General features: G+C 36.7%; 22 protein-coding genes. 16 read left to right on the top strand and 6 right to left on the bottom strand.

Annotation, left to right across the window (positions count from 1 at the left end):
* Positions 1–38 precede the first annotated feature (38 nt).
* Positions 39–2,456: an alpha/beta hydrolase family protein gene (locus tag ACT9TX_RS01150; protein ID WP_481336284.1), complete on the bottom strand. Its 2,418-nt coding sequence runs from the start codon at positions 2,454–2,456 to the stop codon at positions 39–41.
* Positions 2,457–2,704: 248 nt separating this feature from the next.
* On the opposite strand from ACT9TX_RS01150, the gene hisG reads away from it, so the two are divergent.
* From hisG to ACT9TX_RS01120, 6 genes are all read left to right on the top strand, one after another.
* Entirely contained in the window at positions 2,705–3,598 is an 894-nt protein-coding gene (hisG, locus tag ACT9TX_RS01145; protein ID WP_481336283.1) for an ATP phosphoribosyltransferase, read from the top strand.
* 35 nt (positions 3,599–3,633) lie between these two features.
* Positions 3,634–4,920, top strand: coding sequence for a histidinol dehydrogenase (gene hisD / locus ACT9TX_RS01140; RefSeq protein ID WP_481336282.1), 1,287 nt, complete (start codon positions 3,634–3,636; stop codon positions 4,918–4,920).
* A gap of 154 nt (positions 4,921–5,074) precedes the next feature.
* On the top strand, positions 5,075–6,142 hold the full coding sequence (gene hisC / locus ACT9TX_RS01135; RefSeq protein WP_481336280.1) for a histidinol-phosphate transaminase: 1,068 nt from the start codon (positions 5,075–5,077) through the stop codon (positions 6,140–6,142).
* Positions 6,143–6,214: 72 nt separating this feature from the next.
* On the top strand, positions 6,215–6,436 hold the full coding sequence (locus ACT9TX_RS01130; RefSeq protein WP_481336279.1) for a hypothetical protein: 222 nt from the start codon (positions 6,215–6,217) through the stop codon (positions 6,434–6,436).
* Positions 6,437–6,724 (top strand): type II toxin-antitoxin system RelE/ParE family toxin, encoded by a 288-nt coding sequence (locus ACT9TX_RS01125; RefSeq protein WP_481336278.1) that lies wholly within the window; start codon positions 6,437–6,439, stop codon positions 6,722–6,724.
* A gap of 72 nt (positions 6,725–6,796) precedes the next feature.
* On the top strand, positions 6,797–8,155 hold the full coding sequence (locus tag ACT9TX_RS01120; protein WP_481336277.1) for a BatD family protein: 1,359 nt from the start codon (positions 6,797–6,799) through the stop codon (positions 8,153–8,155).
* Here ACT9TX_RS01120 and ACT9TX_RS01115 read toward each other — a convergent pair.
* From ACT9TX_RS01115 to ACT9TX_RS01100, 4 genes are read right to left on the bottom strand one after another with little or no spacing between them, the layout of a single operon-like run.
* Entirely contained in the window at positions 8,152–8,856 is a 705-nt protein-coding gene (locus ACT9TX_RS01115) for a response regulator transcription factor (RefSeq protein WP_481336275.1), read from the bottom strand. The two genes, ACT9TX_RS01120 and ACT9TX_RS01115, sit on opposite strands and share 4 nt — an antisense overlap.
* Before the next feature lie 2 nt (positions 8,857–8,858).
* Positions 8,859–9,836, bottom strand: coding sequence for a sensor histidine kinase (locus ACT9TX_RS01110; RefSeq protein ID WP_481336274.1), 978 nt, complete (start codon positions 9,834–9,836; stop codon positions 8,859–8,861).
* The gene (locus tag ACT9TX_RS01105; RefSeq protein ID WP_481336273.1) at positions 9,833–10,312 is read right to left on the bottom strand and encodes a gliding motility lipoprotein GldH; all 480 of its coding nucleotides are present in this window, start codon (positions 10,310–10,312) and stop codon (positions 9,833–9,835) included. Before ACT9TX_RS01105 ends, ACT9TX_RS01110 begins: the two co-directional genes overlap by 4 nt.
* 48 nt (positions 10,313–10,360) lie before the next feature.
* Positions 10,361–11,236 carry a YicC/YloC family endoribonuclease gene (locus tag ACT9TX_RS01100; RefSeq protein WP_481336272.1) on the bottom strand — a complete coding sequence of 292 codons (876 nt, stop codon included), beginning with the start codon at positions 11,234–11,236 and terminating at the stop codon, positions 10,361–10,363.
* Positions 11,237–11,562: 326 nt separating this feature from the next.
* Between ACT9TX_RS01100 and gmk the strand changes: the two genes are divergently transcribed.
* The 3 genes from gmk (at position 11,563) to ACT9TX_RS01085 (ending at position 13,345) form a co-directional block, all read left to right on the top strand.
* Entirely contained in the window at positions 11,563–12,129 is a 567-nt protein-coding gene (gene gmk, locus ACT9TX_RS01095; RefSeq protein ID WP_481336270.1) for a guanylate kinase, read from the top strand.
* Between the two features lie 91 nt (positions 12,130–12,220).
* Positions 12,221–13,039 (top strand): SDR family oxidoreductase, encoded by an 819-nt coding sequence (locus ACT9TX_RS01090; protein ID WP_481336269.1) that lies wholly within the window; start codon positions 12,221–12,223, stop codon positions 13,037–13,039.
* A gap of 60 nt (positions 13,040–13,099) precedes the next feature.
* Complete coding sequence (locus ACT9TX_RS01085) at positions 13,100–13,345, top strand: hypothetical protein (protein ID WP_481336267.1); 246 nt, start codon at positions 13,100–13,102, stop codon at positions 13,343–13,345.
* A 216-nt stretch (positions 13,346–13,561) separates the two neighbouring features.
* On the opposite strand, the gene ACT9TX_RS01080 is transcribed toward ACT9TX_RS01085, so the two are convergent.
* Entirely contained in the window at positions 13,562–14,503 is a 942-nt protein-coding gene (locus tag ACT9TX_RS01080) for a hypothetical protein (protein ID WP_481336265.1), read from the bottom strand.
* A gap of 228 nt (positions 14,504–14,731) precedes the next feature.
* Between ACT9TX_RS01080 and ACT9TX_RS01075 the strand changes: the two genes are divergently transcribed.
* From ACT9TX_RS01075 to ACT9TX_RS01045, 7 genes are all read left to right on the top strand, one after another.
* Positions 14,732–17,380, top strand: coding sequence for a PKD domain-containing protein (locus tag ACT9TX_RS01075; protein ID WP_481336263.1), 2,649 nt, complete (start codon positions 14,732–14,734; stop codon positions 17,378–17,380).
* A gap of 189 nt (positions 17,381–17,569) precedes the next feature.
* On the top strand, positions 17,570–18,325 hold the full coding sequence (locus ACT9TX_RS01070; RefSeq protein WP_481336262.1) for an SDR family NAD(P)-dependent oxidoreductase: 756 nt from the start codon (positions 17,570–17,572) through the stop codon (positions 18,323–18,325).
* 63 nt (positions 18,326–18,388) lie between these two features.
* The gene (locus ACT9TX_RS01065) at positions 18,389–18,826 is read left to right on the top strand and encodes a hypothetical protein (protein WP_481336261.1); all 438 of its coding nucleotides are present in this window, start codon (positions 18,389–18,391) and stop codon (positions 18,824–18,826) included.
* A 75-nt stretch (positions 18,827–18,901) separates the two neighbouring features.
* Positions 18,902–19,603, top strand: coding sequence for a ComF family protein (locus ACT9TX_RS01060; RefSeq protein ID WP_481336259.1), 702 nt, complete (start codon positions 18,902–18,904; stop codon positions 19,601–19,603).
* Positions 19,604–19,623: 20 nt separating this feature from the next.
* On the top strand, positions 19,624–21,015 hold the full coding sequence (locus tag ACT9TX_RS01055; RefSeq protein WP_481336257.1) for a choice-of-anchor Q domain-containing protein: 1,392 nt from the start codon (positions 19,624–19,626) through the stop codon (positions 21,013–21,015).
* A gap of 144 nt (positions 21,016–21,159) precedes the next feature.
* Positions 21,160–21,693 carry a glutathione peroxidase gene (locus ACT9TX_RS01050; RefSeq protein ID WP_481336255.1) on the top strand — a complete coding sequence of 178 codons (534 nt, stop codon included), beginning with the start codon at positions 21,160–21,162 and terminating at the stop codon, positions 21,691–21,693.
* A gap of 135 nt (positions 21,694–21,828) precedes the next feature.
* Positions 21,829–23,025: a DNA polymerase III subunit gene (locus ACT9TX_RS01045; protein ID WP_481336253.1), complete on the top strand. Its 1,197-nt coding sequence runs from the start codon at positions 21,829–21,831 to the stop codon at positions 23,023–23,025.
* Positions 23,026–23,042: the final 17 nt, after the last annotated feature.

Genomic DNA, 23,042 nt, shown 5'->3' with positions numbered 1-23,042 from the left:
GAGAAGGACGTTTTTATTACTCAAGAAAATGTGTAATTCTATTTAGCGTTTTTCACATACTTATCTAGCCAATTATTCATTTCCCAAAGCATGTGCAATAAGTTTTCTTTACCTCTATAACCGTGCGCTTCAAAAGGTAAGCTCACATATCTTACCACACCACCATGACCTTTGATAGCATTGAATAAACGTTCGCTATTAATAGGAAAAGTACCGGGGTTATCATCGCTATCTCCATGAATTAACAGAATGGGCGTTTTAATTTTATCAGCATAACTGAAAGGGCTCATTTCGTAGTACAATTGAGGGGCTTGCCAATAGGTACGTTCTTCGTTCTGAAAGCCAAACGGTGTAAGTGTTCTGTTATAAGCACCGCTACGTGCTAAACCAGCTTTAAACAGGTTGGTATGTGCTAGCAAATTAGCGGTCATAAATGCACCGTAGCTGTGACCACCAACAGCCATTTTGTTTCTATCACCAACACCCATTTCTGCTAACTTATTAATAGCAGCTTCTGCATTTAATTGTAACTGTTGTACAAAATTATCATTCGGCTTTTTGTCTGTGCTGGCAGCTACAATTGGCATCTCAGCATTGTCTAAAATAGCATAACCTTGTGTTACAAAAAACAATGGTCCACCAGAACTAATTAAGGTAAATTTATTTTGACTACCTCTTACTTGCGCCGCATCAGCGGCACTGTTAAACTCTCTTGGATATGCCCAAATAAATACTGGCAAAGGCCCGTCCTTTTCTTTATTATAGCCTTTTGGCAAATACAAGTCACCTGTTAAATCTACACCATCGGCACGCTTGTATTGAATCTTCTGTTTGGTTACACCTTCTAGTTGTGGGTATGGATTTTTAAACTGCGTTAGTGGTACATCAGCTATTTTTAGTTGCAAGTTTTTGATGTAATAATTAGGCACATCTTTTTGTGATTCTTTTCTAGTTAGTAACACCAACTTATTAGCATCAAGCACATCTGTTACATACTCAAAGTAGCCTTCTTGGCAGCGCCAAATAATGTCATTCTTTTTGCTTGCAACATCAAACTTAGCAAGAAATGGCAAATCACCTTTTGGTGAAGAACCAGTTGTATTATTCATTAAAATTTTAGTGCCGCCATCAGTAGTTAAAATCACATCTCTACCGTATTTATTTTTAGTAGTTACAGGTGCACCAGGGCTATTGTAAGCATCCGTTTGGTTACGCTCAAACAACACTGTTACTGCATTAGATATTGGATTGTACAAGCTAACTTTACTTAATTGTTTTGCTTGTGAGCCTTCTTGAATTAATGCTATCGTTGCATCACCCCATTGAACACCTCTATAGCGCATTTGTGTTTTAAATAATTCTTTGGCTTCGCCAGAAAAAGGTGCAGACAATGCATACACTGCATCATGATAATCCATTTTCTTTTTTATTAACCCACTGTCTAAGGCTGTACACCAAGTAATGGTTGCAGGCTCGTCATCACGCCAATCAAAACTACGTGGCACATTCTGTACATTATCGTAACCACTTGGTCTACTTTCTGTAGAAGGTAAATCTGCCAATACTTTTACCACTTTACCTGACATATCTGTAATGTTAATGGTAGATGGGAAACCTTGCGCAGTTACCAAATATGAAAAGGGCTTATTAATCACTTTGGTCATCAAATATTTTTTATCTGGTGATGGTGAAAATGAAGCATAAATAGCTGGTTTACCTATTATAGTTTCTACACCATTTTTATTCAACACCAATTGTGATGTACCATAAAACTCAAACAATTTTTCGTCATAGGGTGATTTAATTAAGTCTTGAAAAGTTGCGCTTGGTGCGGCTTTTCCAAGATTTTGTTGCACCGTTGGACCACTTGGTGCAAGACTTTTTGCAGGTGAAGCACTTGCTGGTTTAGTAGCCGCTTTATACAAAATAGTATTATCATCAAGCCATGTGTAAGATGCGCCAAGGATAGCATTCACAGGCTGCTTGTTTAGCTTGGTAGCTTTTTGTGTTAGCACATCTACAATGTACAAATCGACCGTTTTACCGTTTGTTTGTGTAAATGCTATTTTCTTCTCATTAGGTGACCAACTTACATTGCTAGCAAGCAATGGCACAGGCAAGCCAACAATTTTAAATTCTTTATTGGCCTTAATGTTTTTAAGTGTAAAATCATTAATAAATGTTTGTCTGCTAAGTGCGTAATTATTAGGATTGATACGCAAGCCTGCAATACGAAATTCAGGCATAGCCAATTCTTCAACTGATGGATACGAATTTCTAGTGCTTAGCAACATCCATTCTGCTTTACCATCAATACTTACGCTTGGTGTAGGTTTAGCCAGTAATAAATCAGCAATGTCTTTAGGTGGTAATTGATAAGTAATTGCGTCTTGAGCTAGTATAGTGCTTGCGCAAAACAAGCTACTCGCAAATAGCAATTGTTTCAATAATCTCATAACTTTTTAGTTTAGGCACTCAAGTTACGTTTATGTCAATTCTGTAAAAACCGCTTATAAAATTTTGTTGGTTTAGGTTTTACCCTATTTTTGCGCCATGAAACAAACAACACATATCCACCACCATCATTTATTACCAAGCTGGTAAGCGATTGGTGTTTTGTGTTACTATTATAAAACATTGAAAGGGCTTACTTACGTAAGTCCTTTTTTATTGCTTTTTACTGAATTATTAAAATAGAATTGATATGAGCGATGCAGCAAATACTTCAGCTTCAAATGAGGTAGGCAAACTAAAATTAGCGATACAAAAAAGTGGACGCTTACACGATGACAGCATGAAGCTATTGAAAGAATGTGGTATAGACATTAGCAATGGTGTAAATAAATTAAAAGCTGAAGCAAGTAATTTTCCATTAGAAGTTTATTTTTTGCGTGACGATGATATTCCTCAATACGTAGAAGATGGCGTTGCAGATATTGGCTTTGTAGGCGAAAATGTGGTGCTTGAAAAGAAGAAAAAAGTAGACTTAGTAGAAAAACTTGGCTTTAGTAAATGCAGATTAAGCATTGCCGTAAGTAAAGGTGTGAACTATGAAAATGCTTCATTTTTAGAAGGCAAAAAAATTGCCACTTCTTACCCTGTTATTGTTCAAGATTTTTTAGATAAAGAAGGTATTAAAGCCGATATACATGAGATTAGTGGTAGTGTAGAAATTGCACCAGGTATTGGTTTAGCAGAAGCTATTTGCGACTTAGTAAGTAGCGGTTCTACCCTATTTATGAATGGCTTAAAAGAAGTTGAAACCATTTTACAATCGCAAGCTATTTTAATTAAAAACAAAAACTTGAACCAAGAACAACAACAAGTGTTAAACAAGATGTTGTTCAGAATTCAATCGGTAAAAAAAGCTAAGAATAATAAGTACGTTTTGCTAAATGCACCTAATGAGAATCTAGAAAAAATCATTAGCATTTTGCCAGGCATGAAAAGCCCAACTGTATTGCCATTGGCAGAAAAAGGCTGGAGCAGCGTACATAGCGTATTGAAAGAAAGTGAGTTTTGGGATATTATTGAGCAATTAAAAGCACTTGGTGCACAAGGCATTTTAGTAGTGCCAATCGAGAAGATGATAATTTAAGCCCTAGCCCTAAAGGGAATTATTAAAGACAGTTTATGCTAACAATTATAGATTTACGAAATTCCAATACCCCCCCTTTAGGGGTTGGGGGCTTACAAAGGCCAGCATTTGATACATCTTCATTAACTGAAAAAGTTAAGAGCGTTTTAAGTGACACCAAGCAGAATGGTGATGCTGCTGTGGTAAAATATACCGCACAATTTGATGGCGTTGCTTTGGAAAGCTTTATAGTTTCTGAAGCAGAAATTACAGAAGCCGTTTCACTTGTAAGTGATGAGTTAAAACAAGCCATTGAACAAGCAGCAACTAATATAAAAGCCTTTCATAGCAAGCAATTAAGCCCAGTTGAAGTTATTGAAACCATGCCTGGTATACAATGCTGGCGCAAAAGTGTAGGCATTGAAAAAGTAGGCTTGTATATACCTGGTGGTTCTGCGCCTTTATTCTCTACTATTTTAATGTTGGGTATACCTGCACAGTTAGCTGGTTGCAAAGAAGTAGTGCTTTGTTCACCACCAAATAAAGAAGGCAAATTGCATCCTGCCATTTTATTTGCAGCACAATTAGTAGGCATTACCAGGGTGTTTAAAATAGGTGGTGTACAAGCTATTGGCGCTATGGCTTATGGCACTGCAACTGTACCACAAGTGTATAAAATATTTGGCCCGGGTAATCAATATGTTACTTGCGCTAAACAATTAATTCAACAAGAAGGTGTAGCAATAGATATGCCTGCTGGTCCTAGTGAAGTTTGTGTATTAGCAGATGATACGGCTGTGCCAGCTTATGTTGCAGCAGACTTGCTAAGCCAAGCTGAACATGGTGCTGATAGTCAAGTTATTTTAGTGAGCACAAGTGCGTCATTGGTCAATAAAGTCATTGAAGCACTAATTGAACAAGTGGCTTTATTAAGTAGAAAAAAGACAGCTTTAAAAGCACTTGAAAACAGTAAAGCGATTATTGTAAATACACTTGATGAAGCGATAGATTTAGTAAACGAATACGCTGCTGAGCACTTAATTATTTCTTACGAAAATGCAGATGCTATTGCTGAGAAAATAATTAATGCAGGTTCAATATTTATAGGTAATTACTCACCTGAAAGTGTGGGTGATTATGCAAGTGGCACTAACCATACATTGCCTACCAATGGCTTTGCAAAAGCTTATAGCGGTGTAAGTGTAGATAGTTTTGTAAAGAAAATTACCATGCAAAAATTATCACAGCAAGGACTGCAAAGCATAGCAAATACAGTAGTAAAAATGGCTGAAGCAGAAGGCTTAGATGCACATGCTAATGCAGTGAAAGTACGTCTGAACTAGGATTTTATAGGATTGTGAGGATTAATAGAAAATAATAACCTTACTTGACATTAAAAATACTGGTTCATAATGCTGCAAAGCGAATAGAACGTACAAGTGTGCGACGCAACGAAGTACAATAGGATTACAAAAGCTGGTAACAAAAAAGAAAAAAATGTTCAACTTAGAGAAACTTACTAGAGACAATATTAAAAGTTTGGTAGCTTATTCATCGGCTAGAGATGAGTTTAGCGGTGAAGCGAAAGTATTTTTAGATGCGAATGAAAATAGCTTGGGTAGCCCATTAACTAAATGGTATAACCGCTACCCTGACCCTCACCAAGTGGCCGTAAAAGCTGCATTAAGCCAAGTAAAAGGCATTGCACCTGACCATATTTTATTAGGCAACGGTAGCGATGAATGTATAGACTTATTGTTTAGATGCTTTTGTAATCCTGGTAAAGACAATGTGATTATTTGCCCGCCTACGTATGGTATGTATGAGGTAAGTGCGAACATTAATGATGTTGAGATTAGAAAAGCACCATTGCTAGAAAATTTTCAGCTAGACTTGATACACTTAGAAACTTTGGTGGATGAAAATACCAAGTTGATATGGTTGTGTTCGCCTAATAACCCTACAGGTAATTCGCTGAACAGAGCAGATATAGAAACTGTGCTGAATAACTTTAATGGCATTGTGGTGGTAGATGAAGCGTACATCAATTTTGCGAAGCAAAAAACGTTTATTCAAGAACTTGGTGAGTACCCAAATTTAGTGGTGTTACAAACCTTTAGTAAAGCATGGGGGCTTGCAGGTTTGCGCCTTGGAATGACGTTTGCATCGAAGGAAATAATTACCATTTTAAACAAAACCAAACCTCCTTACAACATAAATCAAGTAACGCAAGAACTAGCGCTAAAAGCCTTAGAAGAAGTAGGTCAGGTGAATGATATGATTAATGATTTGGTTGATATGCGTGAAGCTTTGGCAGGTGTATTTGTCCAAATGCCAACGGTAGAAAAAGTCTATCCATCTGATGCGAACTTTTTATTGGTGAAAATAAAAGACGCTAGAAAAGTGTACGAATTTTTACTAACCAAAGGCATTGTATTGAGAGATAGAAGCAGTGTGAAACTGTGTGATGATTGCTTGAGAATAACTATTGGTACAGAAAAGGAAAATACCATTTTAGTAGATGCATTAGCTGAGTGGTTTGAGCAAGTGCAGGTTGCTGGGTAGAATGAATGCGTTGCACTATTTCTTTTGTTTGAACTAAATTTTGTTTAATTTCATTGTCATAAATATCACATTATGCTAGGTGAATATCATATCAAAATAAAAAAGGACTACGCATCTGCTGTTATTGAAGATTTGATAAAAATGGATGCAGTAGAAGATATACATGAACTAGAGAGTTTTACACTAAGCCCTAGTGAAATTGAAGCAATAGAACAAGAGCAATCTATCATTGCTCAAAATCCATCTTCGTTAAAAAAATGGGATGACGTAAAAGGGCAATTTAAACGACCATAGATGTACACAATCTACATTAGCCCTAATGCATTGAACGACATTAGTGAAGCTGTTGATTATTGGAATAGTAAAAGAGCGCATCTTGGTTATGATTTTGTAGATGAAGTAGAAGCGAGTTTTACTAGCATTAAACAAATGCCTACTGCTTTTTCAAAACGTTATAAAGAAGTAAGAGGCAAGTTAGTTAAGCGATTTCCTTACCTAATATTGTATCAAACAAATACAGAACAGCAAACAATTGAAGTGCTTCGTATTTTCAATACTTATCAAAATCCTTATTGGAAATAATACAATTAGGACTACACATTATCTATTCGTTAACGTACTGTTTGTAATATGCCACTACATTTGTTAATAGCTATGAAACAGCAGTACGTTAAAATTTTATTCGCTTTTTGGTGTGCATTTATAAGTGCTGCTTCAATGGCACAATCTGGTGTGCAATTATCTGGTGGTGTTTATGCGCAAGATAATACCACTGACATTCCTTATTTACTTAAGAGCGAGAAAGATATTCCTTCTGCGATAGGCAAGAATTTATTTATAAAAGTAAACGTAAGCAAAGAAAAATGCTTTGTGGGCGAGCCAATATTGGTGACTTACAAGCTGTATACAAGACTTCAATCTGAATCGAAATTGCTGAAACAGCCTGATTTTAGAGGTTGTAGCGTTATTGAAATGACCACCACTGATATTGAAGCTGAGAGAGAAGTGATTGGCGGCAAAGTTTTTAAAGGTTACATCATTAGACGAGTGCAGCTAATACCATTGCAAGAAGGCGATATTACGCTTGGTGCTGCAACGCTTGATAACACGATTTCTTTTTACAAAACGATTGATGAAATTACACAACATAGACCATCGATAACGCACACAGCAACCATTAGCAATGCTGCAACAATCATTCATGCTAATAGCTTACCAACTAGCAAAGAAGCCGTGAAATTCACCAATAGTATTGGTACTTTTATGATTAGTGCTAAAGTGCTTAAAACCACTGATACCGCTAATGATAATGATAGTTTGGAAATAAGGATTGATGGCATTGGCAACTTTCAAAACCTCATTTGCCCTACTATTAACTGGCCAAAAAATGTAGACCATTTTGATGTAGAAAGTACTGAATCGCTTGATAAATTCAGCTTTCCAGTTTCTGGCAAAAAGATGTTTACAGTGCCTTTCATTTGCAAGCAAGAAGGTAAGCTAGTAATACCGCCCATTAGCTTTACCTACTTTGATGCAGACAAAAAAGTGTACGCTACCACAAGTACAGACAGTATTCGCATAAACGTATTACCGCAGGCTGAAAAAATAGAAGTTGCCAAAATATCCACAGAAGTAGGCAATGGCAAATACATTTGGATAGTGCCATGTATTGCAGTTGTGGCAGGCATTGTTTTGTGGCTAAGTTTTTTTAGAAAGAAAACCGTTGCAACTACTGTACCTGAAGCCACTATTACAACCATAGAAACTGTGCCGGTTGTAGCTAAAACAGATATAGAACTGCTAAACGAATTGCTGTTGATAGAAGATGATAAGCAATATTTTCAGGAAGCAAAATTGTTAGCTGATAGCCTATTGCAAAATCAGAATGATAACAACAAAGCACTTCAACTACAAAGCGTCATTAATCAGTGTAATGAAGTGTTGTATGCCTACAATAACAGCATTTCTAAAGCACAAATATTTGAGCAACTAGAACAGGTTATAGACAGTTAATCTGTGTATTTGTAACCAACACCACGAATGGAATGAAAGTACTTTGGATTGCGACTATCTTCTTCAAAATACTTTCTAAAGTTGAGTATGAAATTGTCGATAGTTCTTGTTGTTGGGTACACATTGTAGCCCCAAACTACTTGCAATATTTTTTCACGAGTGGTTACTTCACCTTTATTTTCAATTAATAGCTTCAACAACATCGCTTCTTTCTTACTTAATTCAATGGTTTTACCATCATAAGTAATAGCATCTTGTGCTTTAAAATCAATCGTATTATTACCAAACGAATAGGTATCACCTACTGTTTCTTTAACGTTAATCTTCTTGTTTTTGGCAATTAATTTTTCTACTCTAAGCAATAGTTCTTCTAAGTTAAAAGGTTTGGTTAAATAATCATCAGCACCTTTTTTTAAGCCTAATATTCTATCAGCACTAGTGCTTTTTGCACTTAACATCAAAATGGGTGTATCTAAATTATTAACCCGTACGGTTTCTGCAACGCCTATACCATCTATGTTTGGCAGCATTACATCCAATACTATTAAGTCAAAATATTCATTTGCTATGGCTTTTAAGGCTTGTGTACCATCATAAGCACTAGTAACCTCGTAGCCTTCCATTTCTAAGTTTAGCTTTAAGGCTTCATGCAAATTTTCTTCATCGTCTACCAATAAAATACTAGCTCTTTTTTCACTCATAGTTACACATTAAAAGATGCGGTAAAAATACTGCCTTGTGGTTGGTTATTAGTAACTGAAATAGTACCACGATGGCCTTGAATGATTTTTTTACACAAATACAAGCCCAAACCTGTGCCTTTTGTAGTGCGTACATTTTCGTCGCCTGCTCTATAAAACTTCTCAAAAATGCGTTTCTTATCTACGTCAGCAATACTTATACCTTCATCGGCTACTTGCAGCAATACAGCATCTGTATTTTCTTTAAGGCTTATTGTTACAGCACCAGTTTTTGGTGAATATTTCAAGGCATTTTCAATCAAATTATTCACCAACATTTCTATCAAAATCTCTTCACCATTTATGTAGATAGCTTCATCTACGTTGCTGAGAATTTTCCTATCTGTAAAACGTGTAGTAAAATCTTTCACCGAACTTTCTACCAATTCGCTCAAGTTAATTTCTTGCTGCGAGGTTGTATTTAAGCCTGCTTCAAGCTGCGATGCCAGTAAAATATTATTGCACAAACTATTTAGTCTGTTAGTTTCTTGCAGTGTATTTTTAATGAGCTTTTGCTGCGTATCTTCTTGCAATTGTCGTCGCTGCAAGGTTTCTAAATTAAGCTTTGTAACAGCAATCGGCGTTTTCAATTCATGTGTAATGGCCATCATGAAATTTTGCTGCTGTTGTGACAACTTTATTTGCCTGCGCACAGCATTAAATACAAATACAGCACCTAATAATATTAGCGCAAAAAATGTAGCACCTTCACCAATGTATTGGGCGGTTTTACGTGCTTTACTATCTTCAATGGTACTTACTTTTTGTAAATATGCAGGGTCATCTTTATTAATTTCTGCAAGGCGCATATTTGCCATCAATGTATTTTGATTTTGCAACGCAATAAACCACCAAGCCAATGCAGTAATCATGTACAGCAAAAGCACCCAATACACAACTGTTACAAATACTAATTTCTTTTTTGCAGAAAATACACTCATGGCTGAACTTTTTCTACACGAATACCAGCACTAAGCACATAGGGCAAAGGGTCTTCACGCATGGTATGCTGAAGCGTAAAGTGGTAATTACCTTTCTTCAATTTAATAGGCGCACTAGTAATGCGTATGCGATGGTCAAATACATCATCTATACCTGTACCAAGCCATCCTTTAGCATTGTTAGCTAAGGTTAATTCTATTTGTTGGGTTTCTGGCTTGCTAGCAGGTGCTTGTGTAATAATGTTTAGCCACAAATTGTTGTAATGATACGCATCATCGTGCCTTATCACGACATAAATATTGTACAACGCATTGGTATCCGCTATCGTAAAATCAAACGAAGGTTTATCAGTAGATTTCCATTCGTGTTTATCGAAAGAAGCCGATTTTTCAAATACATCAAGCGTATTACAAGCGGTAAACAATACACACAAAACGATAAAAAGCGAACAAGATTTCAAAGCTGTAATTTTCATTCAAAGATAAGTTTAGAACATTTCAATCTATTGCATCAGCCAATTATCTTACAATACATTCAGCACCTGTTCTTTCGCTTTTTCCATTTCATCCTTCATCAGTACCACACATTTTTGTATTTCTGCATCGTAAGCTTTACTACCAGTAGTATTAATTTCTCTGCCAAATTCTTGCAGTATAAACGATAACTTTTTACCCTTACTTTTTTCTTTATCGTTCAATATTGTTTTAAAGTAAGCAATGTGATTTTTCAATCTCACTTGCTCTTCACTAATGTCTATTTTCTCAATATAATAAATCAGTTCTTGCTCTAAACGGTTGGCATCGTAGTTTTCTTTACCTACTTTTTCTTCCAACAGTTTCACCAAATTATCTCTTGTTTTTTGTCGCCTATTAGGCTCTAATACCACAATAGCAGCACTTTGCACTTCAATATTGGCAACACGCAGCAGTAAGTCAGCCTCAAGCGATTTACCTTCATCTAAACGATGTGCATTCAAATCTTCAATGGCATCTTTTAGTATTTTTTGGAAAGCTTTCCAGTCATCATCGTTCAATACCTCAGTTGAGTTTACCACCACTTCTGGCAAGCGTAAAATAGCAGATAACAACTGCTGTGTATCGGCCTGTAATTCAGTAGCAATCTGCGTTACAGAGGTGTAATACGCCTTCAATAAGTCTGTATTAATACTTACAGGTTTTGCTGCACCATTTTGCTTAATATTTATAAAACACTCAACACTACCACGCTCAAGCCCCTCGTTTAGTATACTTCTAATTTCAAACTCAAATGGCTTAAGTAATGCAGGTAATTGCATACGCAAGTCAAATTGTTTACCGTTTAATGAGCGTACTTCTACCAAAAAAGTCTTATCGCCAATCGTTTGTTCGCTGCGGCCGTAGCCTGTCATTGAGTATAGCATAGAAAAAATGATGTTACTAGCTGCATCGCACCTATTAAGCTTCTGTTGCGTCGCACACTTGTACTGTTGATTATTAATTAAGCAGTGCGTAAATGTAAATGAAATCAAGCTGTTCTTTACAAACAAAACCACAACCTATTAAATTATGATTGCTTGGGATTTACATATTTTAGCACCAATGCAACACCAATTAAGATGAAAATGGTGACAGGACTTAACAATGAAAATGAGAATGGCATACATAAAGTTATCACAAAACACCGTTTAACAGCATTTTAAGTAAGAAAAGATTTGTGTTTAACTAAATCCTAACAATATTTGCAGGCATGGCCAATAAGCTCATCATTATTACCGCCCCATCAGGCGCTGGAAAAACCTCAATTACTAAGTATTTATTGCATAAATATCCTACACTTGCATTTTCAATTTCTGCTGCTACAAGGCAGCCACGTGGGCAAGAAAAAGATGGTGTAGACTACTACTTTTTAAGTGCAGAAGATTTTCAGCAAAAAATACAAGACAATGCCTTTATAGAATGGGAAATGGTATATGAAGGTAAATACTATGGCACGCTAAGAACCGAATTAGATAGAATTTGGGCCGAAGGCAAAACGCCAATGCTAGATATAGACGTAAAGGGCGCTATTCATGTACAGCAGCAATTTCCTCAAACATCGCTTAGCTTATTTATAGAACCACCAAGTGTGGATGAATTAAAAATTCGCCTCGCAAGCCGTGGCACAGAAACTGAAGAAAGCTTACAAGCAAGAGTGAATAAGGCATCTTACGAGATTTCCTTCAAGCACCATTTCAATAAAATCATTTTAAATGATGATTTAGAAAAAGCTTGTAAAGAAACTGAAACCGTTATCAGCGAGTTCTTAGGTTGGTAGAACTGATTGCTAGTTACAAGCTACTTGCATTTTGTTTCTTGCAACTTGAATCTTGAAATCTGTAACTTTAAACTTCTAAATTATTGTTGCTATGCCATTTAAAAATAAAACCGTTTTCATAACTGGTGCTAGTAGAGGCATTGGTAAAGCCATAGCGCTTCGCTTGGCAAAAGAAGGTGCTAATATTGTTGTTGCAGCCAAAAGCACCGAAGAAAATCCTAAACTTGGTGGTACTATTTACTCTGCAGCTGCTGAGATAGAAGCTACTGGCAGCAAGGCTTTAGCCATTCAGCTTGATATCAGAAACGAAGCGCAAATTGCCGCAGCAGTCCAACAAACAGTAGATACTTTTGGTGGTATTGATATCCTTATAAACAATGCATCTGCCATACAACTTAGCAGTACAGAACAAACAGAAAGTAAGCGTTTCGACCTCATGCACAGCATCAATGTGCGTGGCACATTTTTAATGACGCAGGCTTGCATACCTTATCTCAAAAAAAGCAGCAATGCACATATTTTAACGCTGTCACCACCTATCAATCTTGCACCTAAGTGGATTGGCCCTCATATTGCTTACACACTTACCAAGTACAATATGAGTATGATGGCTATTGGCTGGGCCGAGGAGTTTAAAAACATTCCTATTGCTAGCAACGCTTTGTGGCCACGCACCACAATAGATACCGCTGCTGTACGTAATTTATTGGGTGGTCAAGCTTTGGCCAATATGAGCCGTACCGTAGATATTATAGCAGATGCGGCTTACTATATTTTACGTCAGCCGGCTGCACAATGCACTGGTAACACCTTTATTGATGAGGCTGTTTTTGCTGCCGAAGGCATCACCGATTTAAGCCAATATTCGGTAGTACCAGGCGGTAAATTGTATCAGGATTTGTTTGTGTAAAAGTAGAATTTTGAAGCGAAAGCAAATATTTACTACATCCGTTTTCCAATTTTATTTTAAGTGAGTGCTTTAAAATTAGAAGTTTACGAAATATTCAAGTCGAAGTTTTCTGAACAGGAAGCTGTAATTGTTATTGAGTATTTTGAAGCAAAAGCAGAACAAAAATATGTTGATAAAAAAGATGTTCTTGCAACAAAGCAAGACCTTTCTGAAGCAAAAGCAGATATCATCAAGTGGATGTTTATATTTTGGATAGGTCAGCTCGCAGCTACTTTTGGTTTAGTACTGTTGTTTTTAAAAAAATAATCTTGCTAATTTCAATTTCTTATTAAATCCACCCCAGTTCTTATTAAACCAACGTCAATTTCTTATTAAACTAGGCATAATTCTTATTAAATTCAGCCTCATTTTTATTAAACCGAGGTTAATTCTTATTAAATGGGGGCTAATTTTTATTAAATCAGCCCCCATTTTTATTATAATAACCTGTGTTTTTATTAAAAGTAGCTTGGTATTTGCCCATTATTTGTTTACCAATACTGTAAACTTACCACTTACAAGTGTAGATGGATTAACTACGGTAATAACGCTATAGCCTTTTACCATACCCAACTGTTCATTAGCGTGTACAATGCTTGGTGTGCCTTTGGTGGTTTTGCCTTTATATACATGCAAGTCGGTAGTACCTATATTGGTAAATGTGCTTCCAATTACAATGCCTGTGCTAGTAATGGTTTCTGCTGCTTTTACAGTACTTGTGCGCAAGCCAGTAGTAGCAGCCGCATCTACAATATCAAAGCCCCAAGCCGTTACTTTTTTAGGGTTGTTTTTGTACAAGCTTAATAAGTAACCTGCTATATCTTTTATTTGTTTAAAGGCAGGTGTCCATATCTCGTCACGTAAGCTAGTTTCTAGCTTGGCATCATCAGCATTTTTTTCGAATGATGTGTGGGCTGTGGTTGCTTTTGCTAAGTCGGCAGTAAGCTTGGTTATATCTACCTCATTAGCTGTAATGTAAGGCTGCAATGGGCTACTATTGTTGGTGTAGTCAGCGTGTTTTTTTAAAAAAGTTTCTACTAGCTTGGCTCTATCTTCAAAGCTAGTGGGGTAAGTTATTTTGCCATTGGTATCTATGGTAATGCCCCATGCGGTAAGCTCTTTGGTGTTGGTTTTATACAGCTTTTTTAAAAACTGTACAAAGCTTTGCAAGTTTGCAAATACGGGTTCAAAAATATTGTCTCTAAGCTTGCGCTGCGTTTCGCTGCTACCTGTAAGCAGTTTGCGGCTTTCTTCGTGTGTAGCGGCGGTAATGCCTGCTGATATTACCTTGCTAAGGTCAATTTTGTTTTGGGTTAAATACGGTGTTAATACACTATTAACGCCATCGACCACATGTTGGTTATTTACTTTGGTGGCAAGGTTTTGCTGCGAAGCAAAATTCTCTGGTAGTATGTTGCGTGCCATAAAAAAATTGGTTTTAGTTAGATAATTTAATAGCAGCAATATAAAACATATTTAGTAATACATATTATGTTGCATCATTTTTATTAAAAAAATATTTTTATAGGTAAATTTTACAAGCAGCAACCCTATCACAACCCACCTCTTACTGCCGATAGTAGTATTTTGATAGTTGTTGCATCACAAAAAGTTCGTTGCACTTATTTATCTGTTAGTTTTGAAGTATTGACTATGAAGAAGATCATCATCATTATGTTACTGTGTTTTGGTTGTAGCCAGTTATCTTTTGGTGCGCACTTAAAAGGCGGCTGGATACAATACGAATACATAGGCCCTGGCGCAGCAGCTGGCACTATTAAATATAAAATTACCGTTAGGCAATACTTATTGTGTTCTTCTTCTGGTGGTCAAATAGATCAAACTATTTACTTAGGTATTTTTGATGGCGTTACTAATGCCCTTGAGCAAAGTGTTTCTGTTCCTTTAAGTTCTGGTGGTACAGATGTATTAAATAAGTCTACTTACGATCCATGTATTAATAATCCGCCAACGGTTTGCTATCGTATTGATAGATACGAAACCACAATAGATTTAAGTGCAAATGCGTCTGGTCATATTTTAGCAGTGCAACGTTGCTGTCGTATACCTGGCATTGTAAACGTATCAAATTCTGGCTCAGTAGGTGTTAGCTATTACAATAAAATACCTGGTACTATTGGTGGTATTGATTATTCTAAAAACAGTAGCCCAGCCTTTGCACAAAAAGATACTGCTGTAATATGCTATGGCACACCTTTTAAGTTTGATTTTAGTGCTATAGATATTGACCCCACAGATTCTATTAGTTATGCTTTTTGCGATGGGTTAACTGGTGGCTCATCATCACCAACAGGTGCCCAACCTAACCCTGCTGCCAATCCACCCTATAGTAGTATACCTTATGCTGCTGGCTTTAGTGGTGGCGCGCCTTTGGGACCGAATGCATCTATCAATTCTAAAACTGGAATTATTTCTGGTATAGCACCATCGGTAACTGGCGATTATGTTGTTGCAGTGTGTGCGTACGAATATAGAGATGGTGTACTGATAGGCATTACTAAAAAAGAAATTCATATTACAGTAGCAAACTGTCAGCTAAGTGGCGCTTCATTACAACCTAGTTACCTTAACTGTAACGATTTAACATTCACTTTCACCAATTTATCATCTGCATCAAACATTGTTAGTTATTTATGGACTTTTGGCGAACCAACAAGAGGTAGTTTAGATAGTTCTACCTCACCTGTGGCAGTGCATACTTATAAAGACACTGGCGTGTTCGTAGCTAAATTAAAAGTAACAGCTTCTGGTGGTTGTGTAGATTCTACCACTACTACAGTGAGCGCTTTTCCAGGGTTTGTGGCTAATTTTAAAGTTGATGGTAGTTGCTTAATCAATCCTTATCAATTTACAGATCTTACAATAAGTAAATATGGCTTGGTAAATAGTTGGACCTGGGATTTTGGCGAAACGACTGTAACTACTGATACTTCTACTTTAAGAAATCCAACGTACAAATACCCTGCATTGGGTAGTAAAACAGCAACGCTTTTGGTAAAAGATAGCAAAGGTTGTTCCTCTACATTTACACAAACATTTAATGTGCCTGACAAACCAAGTATTACGCTACCATTTAAAGACACGCTTATTTGTAGCATAGATACGTTGCAATTATTTGCTACGAGCCCAGGTAGTACATTTTCATGGACATCTTTGGCCGCCATAATAAATCCTAATACCGCCAATCCATTTGTAGCACCAAAAGATACCGCAGTATATTATGTTACAGTTACTAATAAAGGCTGTATAAATAAAGATTCTGTAACCGTGAATGTGCTTGATTTTATTACGGTAAATGCTGGCCCTGATACAGCTATTTGTCAAACAGATATTATACAACTACACCCAATTAGTGATGCATTAAGTTATTCATGGACCTCTTCAACAGGTGTTGCTGTTACGCCTGTTAAAAATCCAAGTATTCAGCCTTTGGTAAATACCACTTATTATGTTACTGCTAATCTTGGTAAATGTCAAGATAAAGACACTTTAAACGTTGTAGTTAATCCATATCCTATTGCAGCGGCAGGTATCGATGCTATAGTATGTTTTGGAAATAGAACACAATTAAGTGCAAGCGTTGTGGCAGATATATTTTCTTGGTCACCAACAAACAGCCTAATTAATAGTAACACACTAACCCCTACTGCTGGACCTGTAAGAACCACAGAGTATATTCTGAGCGTTAATAATACCAGTGGCTGCCTAAAAACCGTCAGAGACACTATTAAGGTAACCGTAATACCGCCCGTAGCTGTATTTGCTGGTAATGATACTAGTGTGGTGGTAAACCAACCGCTGCAATTAACTGCATCAACAAATACCGATACTTTAACGACACGTTATTTATGGACGCCTTCAAGTTGGTTAAACAGTAACACTATTTACAACCCTATCGCTACCATTACTAGCCCTATAGATTCTATAAAGTATAAAGTAAGAGCTACTACTGCTGAAGGCTGCTTTGGTGAAGACGAAATATTTGTACGTGTATATAGAAATGCGCCAGATATTTTAGTGCCTAGCGGTTTTACACCAAACGGTGACGGCAAAAATGACATTATTAAAGCCATACCTATTGGCATTAAAACCTTTCAGTACTTTAATGTGTATAATAGATTTGGACAACTGATGTATTCAAGCCCAGAAATAGGCAAAGGATGGGATGGCAATTTTGCTGGTACGGCACAGCCTGCTGGCACTTATGTTTACAGTACACAAGGTGTAGATTATTTGGGCAATATTATTTTTAGAAAAGGTACAGTGGTGTTGATTAGATAAGTTCGCCTGAACGGGGATCCGATAGCTATCGGATTTGATGGATTTATTGGAATAATTTGATTTTAAAAATAAAGCTATGCGAAGTATCTGACTTCGTATAGCCTATGCTCTTTGGAAGTTTCTTAACTCTAAAAACGTAAAAATAAAAGCCAAGTGGCCTTGTGCCTATGTGGTAAAAAGAAAAAAATTATGAACAAAACGATATTAATTACAGGTGCAACATCTGGTTTTGGTAAAGCCATTGCAGAAAAATTTGCTGCGGCAAGCTACAACTGCATTATTACGGGTAGAAGACAAGATAAATTATATGCAATTGCAGATGATTTGCGCAAGCAATATGGTGTAGATGTATTGCCATTGGTATTTGATGTGCAAGATAGAGAGGCTGTTTTTACGGCCATCAACAGTATTTCTGATGCTTGGCAAAACATAGATGTTTTGGTAAACAATGCTGGGCTTGCACTTGGCAGAGATAGCTTTGAAAATGCTAGCCTTGATGATTGGGATACAATGATTGATAGCAATGTAAAAGGCTTACTGTATGTGAGCAAAGCCGTATTGCCATACATGACAAATCGTAAGCATGGACACATCTTTAATATGGGATCTGTGGCAGCCAAGCAAGTGTATAAAGATGGTAATGCTTATTGTGCTACCAAGCAAGCGGTAGATGCTATTAGCCAAAGTATGCGGATAGATTTATTGCAGTATGGCATTAAGGTTACGGCAATTCATCCTGGTGCTGCTGATACAGAGTTTTCTATGGTGCGCTTTAAAGGTGATGAAGGCAAAGCTGCACAAACCTATCAAGGTTACGAGCCATTACATGCTGTAGATATTGCAGACATTGTGTTTTACTGCGCTACTTTGCCAGCCCATGTTTGCATAAACGATTTGGTAGTTACTTGTACAGCGCAAGCCAATGGTATTTATTTTCACAAGTAAGCATTTTACCACATAGACACAATAGGCTCATAGAAATTGTATCAATAAGTAAACAATGACAAAATGAATGCTCTAGGAGAATTAATCGTTATGGTGATTTACTTAGTTCTAGCAATCAGCGCAGTATTGTGCGTACTAAAAATTATTATTTCAAAAAAGAATGTTGTAAAGTTGTTTTATGCTGGGGGATTCATCTTAAGTCTTTATCTTTTTATTTCTTTCCTTACCAATAATATAAAAAACCATCGCCAGTCAGAATTAGAGTATGTAGGAACGTATAATTTGTCAGATTATCCGAATTGTGATTCTTGCAAGCTAATATTAAAAGAAAACAATACTTACAAAGTGATAAAAGGTGAGAAAAATTTAGAATCTGGAAACTGGCATTATGAAAGTGGCGGTGATTATTGGATTGTTTATATAAATAACAAAGAAGAGCAATTAGGTACAGGACGTTTTAAATATGAAACTTATAAAAATGGATTCGAGCTTGTGAAATAAGATTTAACTTTCAATCATCGGTATCTATCTAAGAATCACAGAATATCATTCAATCAAATCTATCAGCGGTTAATAATGCTTCCAATAGTTAAATCATACATCAACAGTTTTAGCCACCTGCTTTACCCGCATAACTGCGAGGGCTGTGGTACCGATGTTTTGAATGATGATAGCTATTTATGTGCTAAATGTCTACATGATATGCCAGTAACAGGCTTTGTAGCTACCGCCAATAACCCAGTAGAACAAAGCTTTTATGGCCGACTAAAAGTAGAGGCTGCCGCTAGTGGCTTTTACTTTCATAAAGATGGTTTGGTGCAACATTTGGTAACGCAACTAAAGTACAAGAACCATCAAGAGATAGGCATTTTCTTGGGTAAATTAATAGGAAATCAATTAAGCGCTACCGATAGATTTGATGATGTAGATGTTCTTATACCATTGCCACTTAACGATCGAAAAGAAGCCAAAAGAGGCTACAATCAATCTTTACTTATTTGCGAAGGCATTAGTAAAACTTGGCCCAAACCAATTTGTACAGATGCAGTTGAGCGTACCATTTTTACACAATCGCAAACCAACAAAAAACGCATAGACCGTTGGCAAAATATGGAAGGCGTTTTTGCACTAGCTAATGAAGCTAGTATTGCTGGTAAGCATGTACTACTTGTAGATGATATTACCACAACAGGCGCAACGTTAGAAGCTTGTGGCTACGAAATATTACAGGCACCCAATACCAAGCTGAGTATTATCACTGTTGCATTTGCTATTTAATTACGCACTATTTTTACCACATGAGATGTTTTACCCTTGCAATTGCTACGATACTTATCTTGATTGCATCTTCATGTAAAAAAGAAAGCATTATTACGAGTGCCGATGCCTTGTTACGCTTATCAGAAGATACCATACATTTTGATACGGTATTTACAAGTACAGGCTCAACCACACAATATTTTCGCATTTACAATCCTAACAATCAAAGGCTTATTTTAAGTAGTGTGCAGTTAATGGGCGGCAGCAGTTCTTTCTTTAAAATGAATATTGACGGCTATTCTGGCACTAACTTGCCTAATATTGAAATTGCAGCCAATGATAGTATTTATGGTTTTGTAACCGTAAGTATCAATCCTAATGCAGCTAATCTACCTTTTATAGTAAGAGATAGTATTAAAATAAATTACAACGGCAATAATCGTTATTTGCAGCTTGAGACCTTTGGGCAAAATGCTCGTTTTTTACGCAACGCTTCTGTAACCAAAGACACCACTTGGACCAACACTTTACCTATTGTATTGCTTGGTGTATTTACGGTAAATGATGGCAAAACGCTTACCATTAACAAAGGCACAAAAGTGTACTTACATGCAGATGCACCGATGCTTGTAAATGGCACTTTAAAAGCCATTGGCGAAAAATACGACAGCACACGTATCAGTTTTCAAAGCGATAGAATTGATGCGCCTTACAAAGATTATCCTGGTGCTTGGCCGGGTATTTATTTTACCCAAAACAGTAGCAATAATGTAATGCAGTATTGTATTATTAAAAATGCGTATCAAGGTGCCATTGCTCAATCGCCTGCTGCTAGTACCAAACTTACTTTAAACGAATGTATTTTAGATAATATTTACGATGTAGCCATTGGCGGCAACAACAGTAGTATTGCAGCTCGCAACTGTTTGATAAGTAATTGTGGTTACAACCTGTACATTACTAGTGGCGGTACTTATAGCTTTAACCACTGCACATTTGTAACCATCGGTAATAGTTATATTGACCATAAAAATTCAGCAGTAACGCTTAGTAACACCAATAGTAGCAATCAGTTTAATCCGCTTTCAGTTAGCATTCAAAACAGCATTATTTATGGTGAAGGCGGTTTGGCAAATGATGAGATTACACTAGCAAAAAACACCTCAGCAGCTTTTAATGTTACACTTAGCAATGTACTGTACAAAACAAAAACAGATATTTCGGCCAATGCAACTATTGCCAATAGCTTGAAAAATGAATTACCAATTTTTGATAGTATTGATGTGGGCAAACGTTATTTTAATTTTCGCTTAAAAGCTACCTCGCCTTGTATTAATAAGGGTGTAGCTACAGGTGTACTTACCGATTTAGATGGTAATGCAAGAATACTAGGCAATTTGCCAGATTTAGGTTGCTACGAAAAGCAATAGTTTTTTCACCACATAGACACAAAGGCACAGTAGTTTATTTTCTATGAGTCTATACGCCTATGTGGTAAGAATGAACCATTTATCATTTTACCACGTAATTACAACTTTATTCACCCAATTTTGTTTACAATAAAAACTATTACCATGAAATATTTCTTAACACTAGTAGCAGTCGTTATGTTATCAGCATTTACAATGCCAGCAAATAATTCTATCCACAGCTTTAAAGTAAAAAGCATTGATGGCGGCATGATAGATTTTGCAAAATACAAAGGCAAAAAAATCTTAGTTGTTAATGTGGCTTCGCAATGTGGCTACACACGCCAGTACGAAGGCTTACAAAAATTGTACGATGCGCACAAAGACAAATTAGTTATTGTAGGTTTTCCTGCAAATAATTTTGGTAGCCAAGAACCTGGTAGCGATGGCGAAATTGCACAATTCTGTAAAGCACGTTTTGGGGTAACATTTCCTATGGCAAGCAAAATCAGTGTAAAAGGTAACGATGTTGCACCTATTTACAAATGGTTGACTAGTAAAGCTGAAAATGGTGTATTAGATGCGACTGTTGGCTGGAATTTTACCAAATTCTTATTAGACGAAAACGGCAAAATGATTGCAGCTTTTCCTAGTAAAGTAGAACCAGACAGCGAAGAAATTACTAAATGGTTGAAATAATTCGTCTGAACCAAGATTTATAGGATTTGAAGAATAGAAAAAGGATGACCAATTGGTTGTCCTTTTTTTATTTTAAAACTAGTTTGCCACAAATCCTAAATCACAAATCCTAAATCAACTATTATCTTCGCTGCAATGCAGTTTAAAGATGTCATTGGTCAGCATGAGGTAAAGCAACATTTGGTAGAAATGGTGCAGCAAAACCGTTTAAGCCATGCTTTGTTGTTTTTGGGTAAAGAAGGTAGCGGCGCTTTGCCACTTGCCTTAGCTTTTGCACAATTTGTAGTGTGCCAGCCCACAGCCTCGCCTGTAGTAGAAGATTTATTTGGCGGTTTTAGTGCCTTAGAGGCCAAACCAAGTTTTGTTTTACCAGAAGAATTACCAGCACAACCTGGTTTTCAAAGGGCAGAACAATTAATGCATCCAGATATACATTTTGCTTACCCAGTAATACCACGTAAAAGTGGTGACAAACCGAAAAGCACCGATTATATAGCAGAATGGCGAGAATTTATACAGCAATCGCCTTATAGCAATGTGTACGATTGGCTACAATTTTTAGGCGCAGATAATAAGCAAGGCAATATTACAGCTGAAGAATGTAATGACATTATGCGTCAACTAAGCCTTAAAAGCTTTGAAAGCGAATACAAAGTTTTGGTACTTTGGATGCCTGAATATTTGGGTAAAGAAGGTAACAAACTACTGAAGCTGATAGAAGAACCGCCACCGAATACCCTGTTTATTTTGGTGGCAGAAAATGAAGAGCAAATTATACAAACCATTCTTAGCCGCTGCCAGCTTGTAAAAGTGCCTAAGCTTGATGATAGAGAAGTAGAAGCTGCGCTAATAGAACGTGCAAATACCAGCCCTTCTGTGGCGGCACAAACAGCAGCTATTTGCGAAGGCAATTACAGAGAAGCCTTGCAACTACTACAACACAACGAAGAAGATTGGCTTAGCTTGCTTAAGGATTGGCTGAACAGTACCTTACGAGGTGGCCCTGTAGCACAAATAAAATTTACTGAAGACATCAGCAAACTTGGCCGTGAAAAACAGAAACAATTTCTACGTTTTTTTGGTCATTTAATAGAGCAAAGTGTACGCATCAAAGTGTTAGGCGCAGACAGTTTTGCCATTGCAGAAGCACAAAAAGAATTTGCCTTAAGACTCAATAAAATTGCGTCTGTAAGTCAACAACAAGCCATAGTAGAAGAACTAGATAAAGCGGCTTATTACATAGAGCGTAACGCCAATGGTAAAATGCTATTTCAAGCATTAACCATTAAGTTGTTTCATATTTTAAAGAATAGTGTAGTGGTAGATGTGTAAAATAAATGAGCCGCCCT

The sequence above is a fragment of the Parasediminibacterium sp. HNIBRBA5674 genome (assembly GCF_056745525.1).
The sequence above is the reverse complement of the archived record's forward strand: the minus strand, read 5'-3'. Positions and strand labels throughout refer to the sequence as shown.